Annotated in this window: 16 protein-coding genes; 8 read left to right on the top strand and 8 right to left on the bottom strand. The window is 72.6% G+C overall.

What is annotated here, in order from left to right; all coding sequences use genetic code 11:
* Positions 1-100: 100 nt before the first annotated feature.
* Together ACFY0U_RS22630 and ACFY0U_RS22625 are read left to right on the top strand one after the other, a co-directional pair.
* Positions 101-1,402 (top strand): alpha/beta fold hydrolase, encoded by a 1,302-nt coding sequence (locus ACFY0U_RS22630; protein WP_388638503.1) that lies wholly within the window; start codon positions 101-103, stop codon positions 1,400-1,402.
* Positions 1,403-1,430: 28 nt separating this feature from the next.
* A complete protein-coding gene (locus ACFY0U_RS22625) occupies positions 1,431-2,174 on the top strand; it encodes a PIG-L deacetylase family protein (RefSeq protein ID WP_388638501.1) in 744 nt (247 codons plus the stop codon).
* Between the two features lies 1 nt (position 2,175).
* Here the strand turns inward: ACFY0U_RS22625 and ACFY0U_RS22620 are convergent, their stop codons facing one another.
* Positions 2,176-2,376, bottom strand: coding sequence for a DUF5999 family protein (locus ACFY0U_RS22620; RefSeq protein WP_388638499.1), 201 nt, complete (start codon positions 2,374-2,376; stop codon positions 2,176-2,178).
* 150 nt (positions 2,377-2,526) lie between these two features.
* Between ACFY0U_RS22620 and ACFY0U_RS22615 the strand changes: the two genes are divergently transcribed.
* Entirely contained in the window at positions 2,527-3,354 is an 828-nt protein-coding gene (locus tag ACFY0U_RS22615; protein ID WP_388638497.1) for a pentapeptide repeat-containing protein, read from the top strand.
* A gap of 11 nt (positions 3,355-3,365) precedes the next feature.
* Here the strand turns inward: ACFY0U_RS22615 and ACFY0U_RS22610 are convergent, their stop codons facing one another.
* Complete coding sequence (locus ACFY0U_RS22610; RefSeq protein WP_388638495.1) at positions 3,366-4,889, bottom strand: cytochrome P450; 1,524 nt, start codon at positions 4,887-4,889, stop codon at positions 3,366-3,368.
* Between the two features lie 108 nt (positions 4,890-4,997).
* On the opposite strand from ACFY0U_RS22610, the gene ACFY0U_RS22605 reads away from it, so the two are divergent.
* Positions 4,998-5,606, top strand: coding sequence for a TetR/AcrR family transcriptional regulator (locus ACFY0U_RS22605; RefSeq protein ID WP_388638494.1), 609 nt, complete (start codon positions 4,998-5,000; stop codon positions 5,604-5,606).
* Positions 5,607-5,724: 118 nt separating this feature from the next.
* On the top strand, positions 5,725-6,447 hold the full coding sequence (locus tag ACFY0U_RS22600; protein WP_388638982.1) for a DUF2470 domain-containing protein: 723 nt from the start codon (positions 5,725-5,727) through the stop codon (positions 6,445-6,447).
* On the opposite strand, the gene ACFY0U_RS22595 is transcribed toward ACFY0U_RS22600, so the two are convergent.
* The 3 genes from ACFY0U_RS22595 to ACFY0U_RS22585 form a co-directional block, all read right to left on the bottom strand.
* Positions 6,415-7,644: a lactonase family protein gene (locus ACFY0U_RS22595; RefSeq protein ID WP_388638492.1), complete on the bottom strand. Its 1,230-nt coding sequence runs from the start codon at positions 7,642-7,644 to the stop codon at positions 6,415-6,417. The genes ACFY0U_RS22600 and ACFY0U_RS22595 overlap by 33 nt on opposite strands.
* A 75-nt stretch (positions 7,645-7,719) precedes the next feature.
* Positions 7,720-8,724: a hypothetical protein gene (locus tag ACFY0U_RS22590; protein ID WP_388638490.1), complete on the bottom strand. Its 1,005-nt coding sequence runs from the start codon at positions 8,722-8,724 to the stop codon at positions 7,720-7,722.
* A 35-nt stretch (positions 8,725-8,759) separates the two neighbouring features.
* Entirely contained in the window at positions 8,760-9,995 is a 1,236-nt protein-coding gene (locus tag ACFY0U_RS22585; protein WP_388638488.1) for an aromatic acid exporter family protein, read from the bottom strand.
* 117 nt (positions 9,996-10,112) lie between these two features.
* Between ACFY0U_RS22585 and ACFY0U_RS22580 the strand changes: the two genes are divergently transcribed.
* Positions 10,113-10,715: a TIGR03086 family metal-binding protein gene (locus tag ACFY0U_RS22580; protein WP_388638487.1), complete on the top strand. Its 603-nt coding sequence runs from the start codon at positions 10,113-10,115 to the stop codon at positions 10,713-10,715.
* Positions 10,716-10,797: 82 nt separating this feature from the next.
* Here the strand turns inward: ACFY0U_RS22580 and ACFY0U_RS22575 are convergent, their stop codons facing one another.
* Positions 10,798-11,373, bottom strand: coding sequence for a CGNR zinc finger domain-containing protein (locus ACFY0U_RS22575; RefSeq protein WP_388638485.1), 576 nt, complete (start codon positions 11,371-11,373; stop codon positions 10,798-10,800).
* Positions 11,374-11,478: 105 nt separating this feature from the next.
* On the opposite strand from ACFY0U_RS22575, the gene ACFY0U_RS22570 reads away from it, so the two are divergent.
* A complete protein-coding gene (locus ACFY0U_RS22570; protein ID WP_388638483.1) occupies positions 11,479-12,471 on the top strand; it encodes a zinc-binding alcohol dehydrogenase family protein in 993 nt (330 codons plus the stop codon).
* Positions 12,472-12,491: 20 nt separating this feature from the next.
* Here ACFY0U_RS22570 and ACFY0U_RS22565 read toward each other — a convergent pair whose 3' ends face one another.
* Positions 12,492-12,986 (bottom strand): FBP domain-containing protein, encoded by a 495-nt coding sequence (locus ACFY0U_RS22565; RefSeq protein WP_388638481.1) that lies wholly within the window; start codon positions 12,984-12,986, stop codon positions 12,492-12,494.
* A gap of 104 nt (positions 12,987-13,090) precedes the next feature.
* Here ACFY0U_RS22565 and ACFY0U_RS22560 point away from each other — a divergent pair, with 104 nt between their 5' ends.
* Entirely contained in the window at positions 13,091-14,029 is a 939-nt protein-coding gene (locus ACFY0U_RS22560) for a DUF3626 domain-containing protein (protein ID WP_388638480.1), read from the top strand.
* Here ACFY0U_RS22560 and ACFY0U_RS22555 read toward each other — a convergent pair.
* Complete coding sequence (locus tag ACFY0U_RS22555; protein ID WP_388638981.1) at positions 13,966-14,556, bottom strand: PAS domain-containing protein; 591 nt, start codon at positions 14,554-14,556, stop codon at positions 13,966-13,968. The genes ACFY0U_RS22560 and ACFY0U_RS22555 overlap by 64 nt on opposite strands.
* Positions 14,557-14,736: the final 180 nt, after the last annotated feature.

Below are 14,736 nucleotides of genomic sequence, written 5' to 3'. Positions count from 1 at the left end.
GCCGTTCAGTCCGATTTCATGATCCCGGGGATCGGATATCGGACGGACATGTGCTGAACTGGGACGCGCTCGTCCGTATCCGTCCGTCCCGGGAGCCCCGTTGACCGCGACCTACCGCCAGCCCGGCGTCGTCCTCACCGACCGCCGCTTCACCGTGCCCCTCGATCACAGCGACCCCACGGGGGAGACGATCGAGCTCTACGCCCGTGAGGTGGTCGCCGGCGACAAGGCGCGGCAGAACCTGCCGTGGCTGGTCTACCTCCAGGGCGGCCCCGGCTTCGGCGCCAACCGCTTCGTCGGCAGGCCCGCCTGGCTCGGCCGTGCCCTCAAGGAGTTCCGCGTCCTGCTCCTGGACCAGCGCGGCACCGGCCACTCCACGCCCGCCAACCGGCAGACGCTCCCGCTGCGCGGCGGCCCCGCCGAACAGGCCGACTACCTCACCCACTTCCGCGCCGACGCGATCGTCCGCGACTGCGAGGCCATCCGCCCGGCGGTCACCGGCGGCGCCCCCTGGACCGTCCTCGGCCAGAGCTTCGGCGGCTTCTGCGCGGTGAACTACCTCTCCAGCGCCCCCGAGGGCCTCAGCGCCGCCGTGATCACCGGCGGTCTGCCCTCCCTCGACGCCCACGCCGACGACGTCTACCGCGCCGCCTACCCCCGCATCGAGCGCAAGGTCGCCGCGCACTACGCCCGCTACCCCCAGGACGTCGAGCGCGCCCGCCGTATCGCCGACCACCTCCTCCACCATGAGGTGACCCTGCCGAACGGCTACCGCCTCACCGTCGAGGCCTTCCAGTCCCTCGGCATCCTCCTCGGCGGCGGCGAGGGCAGCCACCGACTGCACTTCCTCCTGGAAGAGGCCTTCGTCCGCACCCCGACCGGCCCGGCGCTCTCCGACGCCTTCCAGGAAGAGGTCCAGGGCCTCCTCTCGTACGCGGGCCACCCCCTCTACGCCCTCGTCCACGAGGCGATCTACGGCCAGGACGCCCGCCCCACGAACTGGTCGGCCGAACGCGTCCGCACCGAGTTCCCGCAGTTCGACGCCGCCAAGACGCTCACGGGCGACGGACCGCTGCTGTTCACCGGCGAGTCCGTCCACCCCTGGATGTTCGAGAACGACCCGGCGCTGCGCCCGCTGCGCGAGACCGCCGAACTCCTCGCCGCCCGCACCGACTGGACACCGCTGTACGACAGGGCCCGGCTCGCCGCCAACGAGGTCCCGGTCGCCGCGGCCGTCTACCACGACGACATGTACGTCGACACCGCCCACTCCCTGGAGACGGCCCGCGCGGTCCGCGGTCTGCGCACCTGGGTGACCGACGAGTTCGAGCACGACGGCGTCCGGGCCGGCGGTCCCCGTGTCCTGGACCGACTGCTGGCACTCACCCGTGACGAGGTGTGATGTCGGTGGCGCGGACTAGTCTCGGACCATGACAGAGCCGACGGTCACTCAGCTTCTGCCCATGCCCGAGGACTGGCAGCGCGCCCTCGCGGTCGTGGCCCACCCGGACGACCTGGAGTACGGCTGCTCGGCCGCGATCGCCGCCTGGACCGACGGCGGCCGGGAGGTCGCCTATGTCCTCGCGACCCGTGGCGAGGCGGGCATCGACACGCTGGAGCCCGACAAGTGCGGTCCGCTGCGCGAGCAGGAGCAGCGGGCGAGCGCGGCGGTCGTCGGGGTGTCGACGGTGGAGTTCCTCGATCACCACGACGGCGTGATCGAGTACGGCCTCGCCCTGCGCCGCGACATCGCCGCCGCGATCCGCCGCCACCGGCCGGAACTGGTGATCACCCTCAACCACCGCGACACCTGGGGCGGCGTCGCCTGGAACACCCCGGACCATGTCGCGGTGGGCCGCGCGACCCTGGACGCGGCCGCCGACGCCGGCAACCGCTGGATCTTCCCGGAGCTGCGGGACCAGGGCCTGGAGCCCTGGAACGGCGTCCGCTGGGTCGCCGTCGCGGGTTCGTCGACCCCCACCCACGCGGCGGACGCCTCGGCCGGTCTGGAGCGCGCGGTGCGCTCGCTCCTCGAACACCGCACGTACATCGAGGCGTTGACGAGCGAGGATCCGGAGACGTACGCGAGGGGCTTTCTCACGGGGAACGCCGCGGCGACGGGGGAGCGTTTCGGCGGGAAGCCGGCCGTGGCGTTCGAGGTGTTCGGCAGATAGGTCAGGCGGCCACGACAAGCGTGCCGACCGCGCGGTGCGGGCTCACCACCCGCCCGTCCGGGAGGAGTTCACCGGTGTCGTCGAAGACGATCGTGCCGTTGCACAGCAGATGCCAGCCCTGTTCGGGGTGGGACGACACGATGCGTGCGGCGTCGTGGTCCGTGCTGTCGGCGGTGGGGCACGCGGGCTGGTGGCTGCACATGACGTCTCTCCACGGTCTTGGGCGGGGTGGTTCTCCTGGTTCCGTCGGCCTGCGTCTCCAGTGGTAGCCGACTTTGTTTTCTCTTGTATGTGGAGACCCCCACAGAGCGGAAAATTCATCGGTGAGTTTTCGTTCCGTATGCTGGAAACCATGCAAGATCACATAGCCGGCCCCGCCGACCTGCGCGGCGACTGCGCGAGCTGTTTCGGGCTGTGCTGCGTCGCTCTGCCCTTCACGGCGTCGAGGGACTTCGCCGTGGACAAGCCGGCCGGCAAGCCCTGCTCGAACCTCCGGGACGACCACCGCTGCGGCATCCACGCCCGGCTTCGGCACAAGGGCTTCACCGGCTGCACGGTCTACGACTGCTTCGGCGCCGGACAGAAGGTCTCGCAGGTCACCTTCGGCGGCCGGGACTGGCGCACCGGTCCGCGCGAGGACGCCCGCCGCATGTTCGACGTGTTCCCGGTCGTCCGGCAACTGCACGAGCTGCTCTGGTACCTCACCGAGGCCCTCACCCTGCCCGCAGCCCGCCCGGTCCACGCCGAGCTGCGCCGGCTGCTGGAGGAGACGGACGAGCTCACCCGCCGGACCCCGGACGAGCTGGGCGCGCTGGACGTGGCCGCGCACCGCCAGGACGTCAACGTGCTCCTGCTGAAGACCAGCGAACTGGTCCGCGCGGGCACCCGCGGCAAGAAGAAGGACCGCCGGGGCGCCGACCTGATGGGCGCCCGCCTCAAGGGAGCCGACCTGCGCGGTGCGAACCTGCGCGGCGCCTACCTCATCGCCGCCGACCTCACCGGCGCCGATCTGCGCGGCGCGGATCTGATCGGCGCCGACCTGCGCGACGCCGACCTCACGGACGCCGACCTCACCGACGCGTTCTTCCTCACCCAGCCGCAGCTGAACGCGGCGAGGGGCAGCGCGGGCACGAGGCTGCCGGAATCGGTCACGCGCCCCGAGCACTGGACGCGCCCCTGAGGAAGCCCGGCTCAGTCACCGGCACCGTGCACCGGGCACCGAGGCTCTGAAGCCGCGGCCTCCGCCTCCGCCACGGCCGTCCGCCCCACCGGTGCCGGCCCGCTCCGCCGCTCCAGCCGCAGTCGCAGCCCCTCCGGCATCAGCGTCAGCCGCTCCGTCACCCGCAGCCGGTAGTCCGGGTCGGCGCCCAGCTCGTACCGTCGCAGCAGCAGCCCCAGCACCAGCGTGGCCTCGTGCAGGGCGAACTGCCGCCCGATGCAGGCCCGCGCCCCCGTGCCCCACGGCTTGAAGGTGTGCGGGGCCCGGGTCCGTACGGCCTTCGGGTCGAAGCGGTCCGGATCGAACCGCTCGGCGTCCGCGCCCCACACCTCGGGATCGCGGTGCAGCATCGGTGTGAGGACCAGCGTCCACGCGCCCCGCCGCATGGGATGCCGCCCGGCCAGCACCGTGTCCTCGACCGCCTCCCGCGCGAAGGCGGGCGCCGTCGGCCACAGCCGCAGTGACTCGTCCAGCACCCGGCGCACGTAGCGCAGCTTGGCCACCTGCTCGTAGCCGGGCACGGCCGTGTCGCCCCACACCCGGTCCACCTCGGCACGCGCGCGTGCCGCGACGTCCGGGTGGCGGGAGAGGTAGTGCAGGGCGAAGGAGAGCGCGCCCGAGGTGGTCTCGTGGCCCGCCACCAGGAAGGTGATCACCTGGCGTCGGACGTTCTCCGCGGACAGCCGCTCCCCGGTCTCCGGATGCGCCGTCTCCAGCATCCGGTCCAGCAGGTCGCCGTCCCCGCCGCCGCTCGCGGTACGACGCTCCCTTACGAGCTCGTCGACCGTCCGGTTCAGATAGGCGATGTCGGCCTCGTTGCGCCGCGCCGCCTCCCGCAACAACCCCGGCCAGGGCACCGTGTTCAGCCGCTGCGCGTACGTCAGCGTGCCCACCATCGCCGTGATGAACGGATGCGGCCGGTCCCGCTCGAAGGAACCGAAGTCGTGCCCGAACCCGGTCCGCGCGATCGTCTCCAGCGTCAGCTTGGTCATGTCCCCGGGCACGTCCACCGCGCGGCCCGCCGCGGTCTCCCGGTCCCAGCGGTCGGTCAGCCGCTCGGCCACGGCCAGCATCATCGGGTGGTAGGCCGCCATCGCCTCACGGCTGAAGCCCGGTGCCAGCACATCGTGCGCCAGCTGCCAGTTCGGCTCGTGGTTGTACGCCGTGAACAGCCCGTCCCCGGCGACCGGCCGCAGATTGGCGATACCGAGCCCCACGTGCTTGGCGAACCGCGTCTCGTCGGCGAGGTCGGCCGCGAGATCGGCTCCCCAGACGAACACGAACTCCCGGTTGAAGGCCTTGCGCCGGTAGATCGGCCCCAGCATGCGGGCGTACCTGAGGGAGTCCTGAAGCGGTGTGCGCCGGTTGGCGCCGAGCACATCGCCGAGGAGCGGGACCCGGCGCGGCGGATGCGGGATGCGGTGCAGCTCGGGCCAGCCGTGCTCGGCGCTGCGGAACCCCTTGGGCAGCGCGGTCCCGGTCGTTGTCTCCGCCATGACGCCATCTCCCTTGAATCACCTGCGGGTTGCGCGTGTTGTACGTGGGTTCAATAGCGTGCTTCAGTCTGGCGGCGTTGTTGAACCGGCGTCAAGTAAAGTGCTGGCATGGCCGCCAAGCAGGGCGAACGCACACGCCGTCGGCTCAGCACCGAGGAGCGCCGGGAGCAGCTCCTCGCCGTCGGCGCGCGGCTCTTCTCGGAGAGTCCGTACGACGACGTGTGGATCGAGCGTGTCGCCGAGATCGCCGGGGTCTCGCGCGGGCTGCTCTACCACTACTTCCCGACCAAACGGGACTTCTTCGCGGCGGTCGTGGAGCGCGAGAGCGCGCGGATGCTGCGGATGACCGCGGCCGTGCCCGGGATGCCGGTGCGCGAGCAACTGTCCGCCGGACTCGACACGTTCCTGGAGTACGTCGAGGCCCACGCGCACGGCTACCGCGCCTTCCATCGGGCCGACGCGGCGGGAGACCAGGCCGTGCGCAAGGTCTACCAGCGGGCGCTCGCCGCGCAGGAGCGGCAGATCCTGGCGGCGCTGGCCGCGGACCCGGAGTTCGGCGCGGTCTTCGAGGCGCGGGCGGACGCCGGGCTCGCCGTGCGCGGCTGGCTGGCCTTCACCACCGCCGTCTGCCTGGAGTGGCTGAGGGGTTCGGACCTCTCGCGCGAGCAGGTGCGGGACCTGTGCGCCCGTGCCCTTTTGGGCGTCATCGCCCCCTGAGGGCGCCCGCGTGCGCTGAAAGGACCCGCAAAGGAATCAGGGCGCTGGTTGGCGTACACCCCGATCTCGGATAGGTTAGGCAAGGCTTACCTAAGGAGGTTCTGGGATGGGTGCTGGGATGGGTGAACACAGCTGGGCGGCCTCGCCTGCCGCGGCGGAGCGGGCGCGCTCGGTGCTCGCCACCGCGTGGTCCTGCGCGGTGACCGCGGACGGCGGCCGTGAGGAGTTCGTCGGCGCGCACACCGTGGCCGAGGACGGCCGGGTACTGCTTCAGGTGCCCGAGGACAGCGCCCTGCTCGCGGCCGCGATCTGCGCGCCGCGCGGAGAGCCGTCCGCCGTGCTGGAGTTCGCCGACGTCTCGCCCGTCCCCGTGCGCAACCGTATCCGGGCCCGCCTCTGGCTCGCCGGCTGGTTCGTCCCCGAGGAGGGCGACCTGGCGTTCCGGGCGACGCGCGTGGTGCTGCGCCGGCCGTCCGGTGCCGTGGTCGTCGACCTCGACGAGTTCGCCGCCGCCGCACCCGACCCGCTGGCCACCGCCGAGGCCCGGCTGCTGACCCACCTCGCCGACTGCCACTCCGACGCGGTCGAGCGGCTCACCCGGCTGGTGGAGCCCGACAGCCTGCACGGCGCGGTGAAGGTCCAGCCGATCGCCGTCGACCGGCACGGACTGACGCTGCGCATCGAGCGCACCCGCGCCCACGGCGACGTCCGCCTGCCCTTCCACCGCCCCGCCGACGACGTCGCGCAGCTCACCGAGCGGATGCACGTCCTGCTCACCCAGGCCAGCGCCGCGTCCTGCCCGCGCGCCCTACAGCGGCAGCGCACAGACGGCGACGGGTGACGCGAACGGCTTTCCCGCGAGCCGCAGTTCACCGCTGTCGGCGTCCACCCGGAACACACTCACCGTGCTGGAGCGCTGGTTCGCCGCGAACAGCAGCGCCCCGTCGGGCGAGAAGGCGATCTGCCGCGGGAAGTCCCCGGACACCGGCACGGTGTCCAGCAGCCGGAGCCGGGCGCCGTCCGCCTCGACCGCGTAGCGCGTGAGGCTGTTGTGGCCCCGGTTGGCGAGATAGGCGTACGAGCCGTTCGGTGTCACCAGGATCTGCGCCGGGTAGCTGGTGCCCGACCCCGTCCCCGTGGACTGTGCCCCGCCGACGCTGAGGCGGCCGGTCTTCGTGTCGTAGGCGCAGACGGCGACCGTGTTGTCGACCTCGTTGGCCAGGTACGCGTACCGGCCCCCGGGGTGGAAGGTCAGATGGCGCGGTCCGGCGCCCGGCCGGGTGTGCGCCCGCGAGACCTCGGTGAGCTTCCCGGTCCGCTCGTCGAGCCGGTAGCTGTAGACGGTGTCCGTGCCCAGGTCGACGGCGAGGACATGGCCGCCGTCCGGACTCGTGACGATCTGATGGGCGTGCGGGCCCTCCTGGCCTGGCCCGGGCTCCGGCGTGGAGTGGGTGACGAGGTCGGCGCGCTCACCGATCGCCCCCGAGTCGTCGAGAGGATGCACGGCCACGCTGCCCGACCCGTAGTTGGCGCTCAGGAGCCAGCGTCCGCCCGGATGCACCGACACATGACAGGGAGCGCCGCCGCCTGTGCCCCGGCTGCCCAGAACCCTGCGGTCGGACAGCCGCACCGCGGTCACGGCCCCCTGCTCCCGCTCGTTGACCGCGTAGAGCGTGCGGCCGTCGGGATGCACGGCGAGATACGACGGGTCGGTGACACCAGTGAGAGGTTTACCGACGGTGACCTCGCCCGTCGCCGGGTCGTACGTGGCGAAGCCGATGCCGGTGCCGCCGTCCTCGGCGGAGGTGTAGGTGCCCAGGTGGAGGGGGCGAGGGCCGGTGGGGGCCGGAGAGGAGCTGGGGGTGGCTGCCCCTGGCGCCCGGGCCGCCGGAGGCGCCGAGGTCGTGGAGGGTCTCGTGGAGGGCTTCGTGGGCGTCGACGCCGTAGGGCCGGGCGACTCGCCGCAGCCCGCCGCCGCGGCCGCCGTCCCCGCGAGGGCGGCGACGAATCGCCGCCTGCTCCAGTCACCCCTGCCCATGCACGCACCTCGGATGGTCGGTTGCCTCAGCCGTCACCACCTTGACGTGGACCACCCCTCACGTGCAAACGGCCCCTACCAGTCGCCGTCCTCCACCGGCTTGCCCGGTGCGTCCTTGAGCGGCAGCACCTGCGCCGGGTGCGGCTCGTGCCAGGGTTCGTGATCGTCGCCGAGCCAGTCGCCGACCGGCTTCACACCCTCCAGGGGGCCCGTGGCGGCGAGATCCTCCGCGTCCTGGTCGTAGTAGTCGTACCAAGGCAGCCCCGCCTGGGTGTACGCGGCGCGGTCCACGGGCGACGGCGGGGGCTCCTCGCCGGTGATGCGGCGCCACTGCGGAGGCGTCACCAGGTGCACGAAGACCCGCCCGGCGGGCTCCCGCGACCAGTCCGACAGCGGGCGGTCGTCCTTGTAGACCTCCTGGCGCATCGAACCGCCGACACCGAGGCCCATACCGGCCGGGGCGGCGGGGGCAGGGGCAGCCATCATCTGCGGGGCGGCCCCGAAGGCGAGCGCGTGCATCGGCGCCCTGGTGGTCCGCTCCCGCTTCCGCGCCTCCCGCCACCGCGCGAGCGGCTCCGCCTTCAGCGGGAACGACTGAAGCTGTACGCCGCCCCACACCTCCTCACCCGTGACCTGCCCCTCGACGGTCGCACCCAGACCGAGCGGCACCGCCACGAACTGCTTGACCGTACCCGTCCCGGAGTTGATGCCGTCCAGCCACGGCTGCCGGGGCACGGTGACGTAGTTCTGCGGGTCGCGCGCGAGCCGGTCGCTCCACGGCCCGCCCGAGACCGCGCAGATCTTGCCCACCCCGACCTGGAGCGCGGCCGGCTCGGTGGTGCCGCCGAAGCTCAGCCACATCGCCTCGCGCAGATACACCGGCAGCATCACCCCGCCACGCGCCCGCCATGCCTCGGGCACCCTGCCCGCGTGGTCCGCGACCCGGCGCAGCGGGAACTCCCCGAGCCCCGGCGGCAGCGGATGCGTGCCCGTCTCCGGCAGGCGCAGGGTGCGGATGAACCGCACCGCCACTCCGCCGGGCAGCCTCAGCGTGCTCCCGTCGATGCGTACACCGGTCATCCCGCTCGCCCCCTCGGTCGGCCCTGGTGACTACGTCACCTAGAACGACGGGCGAGGGCGGGACGGTTCCTGCGCAGCCGCTCCTGAAGCCGGGTCAGCCGCGGCATGCGCTCGCGCTGCTCCCGGGAGGTGCGGTCCAGCTCCTCCAGGAGCCGGCGCGAGCGGTGCTCGGTGTCCAGCTCGTCCAGGATGCGGTTCACCTCGGTGAGCACCGCGCCGTGCAGCTGCCACTGGCGGGCGTCGCGCTGGACCTCCTCCAGGAGCAGCTGGGCGAGCTTGTCGCGGGTGGCCGCGGCGTGCCGGAGCTGGGAGGCGAGCCGCTCCTCCGCCGACTCGGCGCTACGGGTGACGTCGGTCGTGACCAGCACCGCGAAGCTCACCACGGCGTCGGCGATCTCGGAGAGCAACTGCTCCACGGCGGCGCCCGTCTGCCGTTCGAACAGCCGCTCGGACTCACGTTCCTTGGCGAGGTCGGTCAGGGTGCGCGCGAGCACCCGCAGCACGACCGTGCAGATCTCCAGCGTGTCCAGACCGGTGCGCAGCACCACCCGGTGCAACAGGCCCTCGCGGACGCGCGGATTGAGCCGCAGACTGTCCTCGGCCTGCTTGAGGGCCGCGTCCACCTCGACGATGTCGTGGTCCAGGCGCCGCGCCTCGTACAGCCGCTCGGTGGCGTGCTCGACGGGGGTGCGGCCCGCTGCCTCCTCGCCCATGCTCAGCATCAACTGCCGTACCCGGCGCGCCAGCCCCTCGATCGACTCGCCCGCCTCGTCCACCCACACCGGCGGCGCGAACAGCAGATTGAAGGCGAGCCCGACGACCGCCCCGATCAGCGTCTCCAGGATCCGCGCCCACGCGGTGTCCCCGACGGTCGTGACCCCGAGGACCAGCATCGCGCTGATCGCCACCTCGGGCACGTACTCGTCGACCTTGACCAGATGCCCGACCCCGAGCGAGGCCAGGATGAGCAGGGCCAGGCTCCACCAGGTGAGCCCCACCAGCAGGCTGAAGGCGATGGCGACGAGCACGCCGGCCACGACCGAGTTCACCCGGCGGATGCCGTTGGTGAGCGTCGCGTAGAGGGTGACCTGGACGACCAGCAGCGCGGTCAGGGGCGCGGTGAGCGGGGCCGCCTCGGGGCTCAGGCGCAGCGCGATGACGTAGGCGATCGTCGCCGCGGCCGCCGACCGCAGCGTCTGTACGACCACCGGGTCCCTGCGTCGCTTCACGAACCGCACGAGGGACGCCGTCCACTCACGTACATCTCGCATCCTCAGGCTGTCCCACTTCCACATCGCACTCGTTCCCTACGTTGCGGAACGTAACTGTCCGCAACGACGCTTAGATTGTCCGTACAAACCCGTCGACGGCAAGAGGGGGGAACAGTGATGGCGGACACCCGAGGTCTTGAGGTTCTCACGGGAGCGCACGACTTTCTGCGCGAGGTGGTCGCGGCCGTCCCGGCGCGGGCCTGGGGAGTGCCGACGCCCTGCACCGAATGGACGGCGCGGCAGGTCCTCAACCACGCCCGTATCGACCAGCAGGGCTACGGCCTCGCGATCACCGGCGGCCGTCCGGACTCCGACCCCTTCGCCCCGGCCGACGCCCTCGCCGCGGACCCGTCGGCGGAGCTGGACGAGGTGCTGCGCATGGTGGCGGACGCGTACGCCGGTCTGCCCGCCGACACGGACGAGGTACCGACCCCGCTCGGGCCGCTGCCGCCACGGCTCGCCGCCGCGGCGGCAGCGATGGACGCCGCCGTGCACGCCTGGGACATCGCGGTCGCGACCGGCCAGGACGCGGCGTTGACGGAGGAGCTGGCCGAGGGGATCTGGCCGCTCGCGGAACGGCTCGTGGACCGTCTCCGGGACTCCTACCGGGTCTTCGCACCCGCACGGAAGGCGCCGGACGGCTCCGGCAGGGCCGATGCGCTGCTCGCTTTCCTCGGCCGCGACCCGCAGTGGCGGCCGGGGGATCTCCGCACGCCGTGACGGAGGACGGCGCGACGGTCCGGGCTCGCGCTGGGGGAAGCGACACCGCGCCGGCCGGCGTTCACGACGTCCTGGTCCGCCTTCACCGGGTGGCGGCGGCCCGGCTTCGGGAGCGGTAGCCGGAGACCTTGGCGAGGTTGCCGCAGCGTTCCATCGAGCACCAACGGCGGCGCCGGGCCTGGGAGTCGTCGAGGAACAGCAGGGAACAGTCCGGGTTCCCGCACTCCTTGACCCGTTCGATCAGGGGCCCGCCCGCCAGCAGTACGGCGTCCCGGGCCACCGTCGCCAGGGCGGCCCGGGCCGGATGCCGGGCCGTCCAGCGTGCCTCGCCCAGCTGGGGTGCCAGATCGGGCTTTGCGGCCGCCTCGTTGACCAGCTCGACGTCGGCCGCCTCCGGCTCCCGGCCGGCCATCGCGGTGCGTACGAGGCGGTTGACGGCCTCGCGCAGGACGCGCGCGTCGGCCAGGTCCCGCGCGGTGACCTGTGCCGGCTCCTCGCCCACGGCCAGTTCCGCCTCCGTCAGCCAGCGGGCCAGTGCCGCCGGGTCCGGCAGTCGCTCCTTGGGCGTGGCGTGCCGCTTGCCGAGCGTGGCCACGAAGTCCAGACAGGGGCGGCCGCCGACGAACGGAAAGGCGAGCTCGGGGTCGGTGCTGGTCATGGGGGCGAGCTTACCTGCCGTACGGCGCCCTTGACACCGCTTGAACAGGTGTCGCAGAGTGACACCGGTTCAAGCGGTGTCAGTCACGACGAGAGCGGGTGGGGTATGCGCGCGGTGCGGATCGAGGAGTTCGGCGGACCCGAGGTGCTGGTGGAGGCCGAGGTGCCGGATCCGGTGGCGGGGCCGGGGGAGGTGCTCGTACGGGTCGCCGCGGCCGGTGTGAACCGGGTGGACGCTCTGCGGCGGGCCGGCGTCTACCACAACGCCGGTCGGCCCCCGCTGATCCCGGGCGCCGAGGCGGCCGGTGTCGTGGCCGCGGTGGGGGAGGGGGTGACCGACTTCGCGGTCGGGCAGCGGGTGGTCGCGCTGGACGGGGTGAAGTCACCGGGGTTCTATGCCGAGTTGGCCGCCGTACCCGTCACCCAGGTGGTGGCCCTGCCCGACGGAGTGGAGCTCACCGAGGCGGCGACACTGCCCATCGCCTGGCTCTCCGCCTGGTGCTGCGTACGGCATCTCGCCAAGGTCACCAAGGAGGACACCGTGGTGGTGAAGGCCGCCGCGAGCGGGGTCGGCACCGCGGCCGTGCAGATCGCCGCAGAGTCCGGGGCCCGTGTCATCGCGCTCGCCGGGTCGGCGGAAAAGGCGGCCTGGGCGGGGGAGTTCGGGGCCCACATCACGCTCGACACCTCCGCGTACCCCGACGAGGCCGAGGTCGAGGAGGTGCTGCGACTGACCGACGGGCGCGGCGCCGACGTCGTCCTCGACACCGTCGGCGGCGCCGCCTTCGCGCGGAGCCTGCGCCAGGTCGGACACGGCGGCCGGGTCGTCGCGCTCGCCAACGTCGCCCTGGCGCCCAGCACCGTCGACACCCGCGATTTCTACCCGAAGAACGCGGCGATCCTCGGCTTCCAGCTCACCAACCGGCAGCGCCACGGCTGGGATCCCCGTGCCGACCTGCGTGAACTGGCCGAGCGTGTCGCCGCGGGCGCCTATCGCGTACCGGTCGAGACCGTGTTGCCCCTCGCGCAGGCGCGCGCCGCCCACGAGCAGCTGGAGCGGCGCGAGAACCGGGGCAAGATCGTGCTCTCCGTGGGCTGAGTCACTCGCCGTGGACCGGGTCAGGCGTGGACCCGGTCGATGAAGGCGGACAGATTGCCCGTCGCGCGGGCGATCTGCTCCTCCAGCGTCAGACTCTCCTCCATCCGCAGGGTGCTCTGCGGGACCTTCTTGCCCCGGACGTAGAGGGAACAGGCCAGGTCGGTGCATATGTACAGACCGACGGAATTGCCCTCCCGCCCGGCCGCGCCCGCCTTGCGGGCGGTCATGAGCGAGACGCCGCCGCCCGGGTGGGTCGTCAGACAGAGCGAGCACATGCTGCGGTGCAGGAAGCCCCGATGCCCGGACGTCAGGCGCAGCGTCAGGCCGACGAGCCGGCCGTCCCGCTCGGTGACCAGATAGCTGCGGTCGGGCGCCCCGGGATCTCGCCAGCCGAGGAAGTCGAGATCGTCCCAGGGGCGTTCGTCGAGATCGCGCGGCACGGACACGCGTTTGGCCTCCCCCTTGGAACAGTTCACAAAAGAGTCACGGATGTCGTGCTCGGTCAGTGATCTCATGGGGGAGCCTCCTGGGGGCGTCATGTTGTTGCCGAAACCTGAGGGTGAAAAAACTAGTGCCCCTAGGTTCAGTCAGGATAGACGGTCCCGGCGAGGAGGAACCAGTGAATTTCCAGAGCGTCCGCTCACCCCGGGCGAGAGCGGCCCTGCGTCATGTGGCGGAGCGGTCGGCGGGGCCGCCCGTCGCCCCGGACACACGCATCACGCTCAACTTCCACCCCGACCGGCTGACCGGCGGCATGGGCATCCTCGAGGCGCTGGCGCGGGACGGCTCCTACCACTCGCAGTTCGTGACGGGCACCAGCAACGGCGGCCTCACCGCGCACCCCGGCGGCGACCGCTGGCGCTGGGAGAGCCGGATCTTCGGCGGCGCCTACGACGAGGCGGCCCCGGACGACCGGCCCGTGTACGGCGCGCTGAACTTCCGGCGCCAGGTCGTCGGCGCCGCCCCGCGCTTCGGCTCCTCGCACTTCCGGCTGACGAGAGCGGCCCTGTCCCGGGCCACCTTCTGCTACCCCGACAGCGCCGCCGAGCCGGCCCACTTCGGCGTCGCCGCCGGCATGTCGCTGATCGCCCTGGCGGAGGCGGACGAGCAGGACGCCCTCAACGACTACATCGAGGCACAGGTCCACGGAGGCGTCTCCCTCACCACGGACGTGGCGGCGCTCGTCCTGGACGCCTGCTACCGCGGCACACCCGTCGAGGCGGCGGCACGGCTGCTGCCCTGCCCCGTCGAGTGGCATCCCGGGTACCGGATCACCGTGCAGCGGCTGCGCCGGCACGCGGACTACCGAGGCGAGGAGTACGCCGAACTGGGCGCCCGGATCGCCGAGGACGGCCGGATCGACCCGCGGATCATCGGGGACGCCGCCCGGACCGGTCGCTACGGACTCCAGGACCTGAAGATGGTCTGGCACACCCTGGCCCGCTTCGGCGCCCCGGAGGGCGCGGGCACCGCCCGTGACACCGGCGCGGATGTCTACTCCGGTGCCGCCGAGGGCGTCGGCGGCCACACCCCGGGCGTCAGCACCCCCAGCGCGTAGGCGCGGGCGACCAGTTCGGTCCGGTTGCCCGCGCCCCACCGCGCGGACAGTCGCCGCAGGTGATAGGTGACGCCGTCCGAGCTGAGCCCGGTCTCCCGGGCGGCCCTGGCGGTGGTGGCGCCGCCCGCGAGCAGCGCCAGGACGCGGGCCTCCACCGGCGTCACCCGCACCGGGTCCACCGCGGGCCGCTCACGCTCACCCAGCATCCGCAGCATCACCAGCAGCGCGGGCGTCTCGTCCACGCTGTCGCTCACCGGGTCCGCCGTCAGCTCCCCGAACCGCTCCCCACCGCCGGGCGCCCGCCAGCACACCGACACCTGGTAGCGCGACCGGTGCCGCAGCCGCAGCGCCTCGGCGATCCGCTCCACCTGCGTCGCCTCCTGCGGCCGGAACAGCTCCAGCACATCCCGGCCGCGCAGCCGCCCCGGCGTCGTACCGCACTCCGTGGCCATCGCCGGATTGGCGAGCTGGACCGCGCCGTACACATCGCACACCGCGACCGGCACGGAGACCCGGTCGAAGAGCATCAGAGCGCGGTTGCGCCACACCACCGCCTCCGGGTCCGACCAGTCCACCAGCACCTCCGAGCCCCTGAGCGCAAGGGCGACGCACGTAGGTGCACTACACAATCATGTAGTGCCGCGGTACGGGCGGCCAGGGTCCCTCGCTCAATGTGGAACGCAGTACTCCCGTACCGCGAAAGGCAG

It is taken from the genome of Streptomyces sp. NPDC001536, assembly GCF_042894505.1.
Lineage (GTDB): Bacteria > Actinomycetota > Actinomycetes > Streptomycetales > Streptomycetaceae > Streptomyces.
This window is presented reverse-complemented; position numbering and strand designations above follow the sequence as displayed.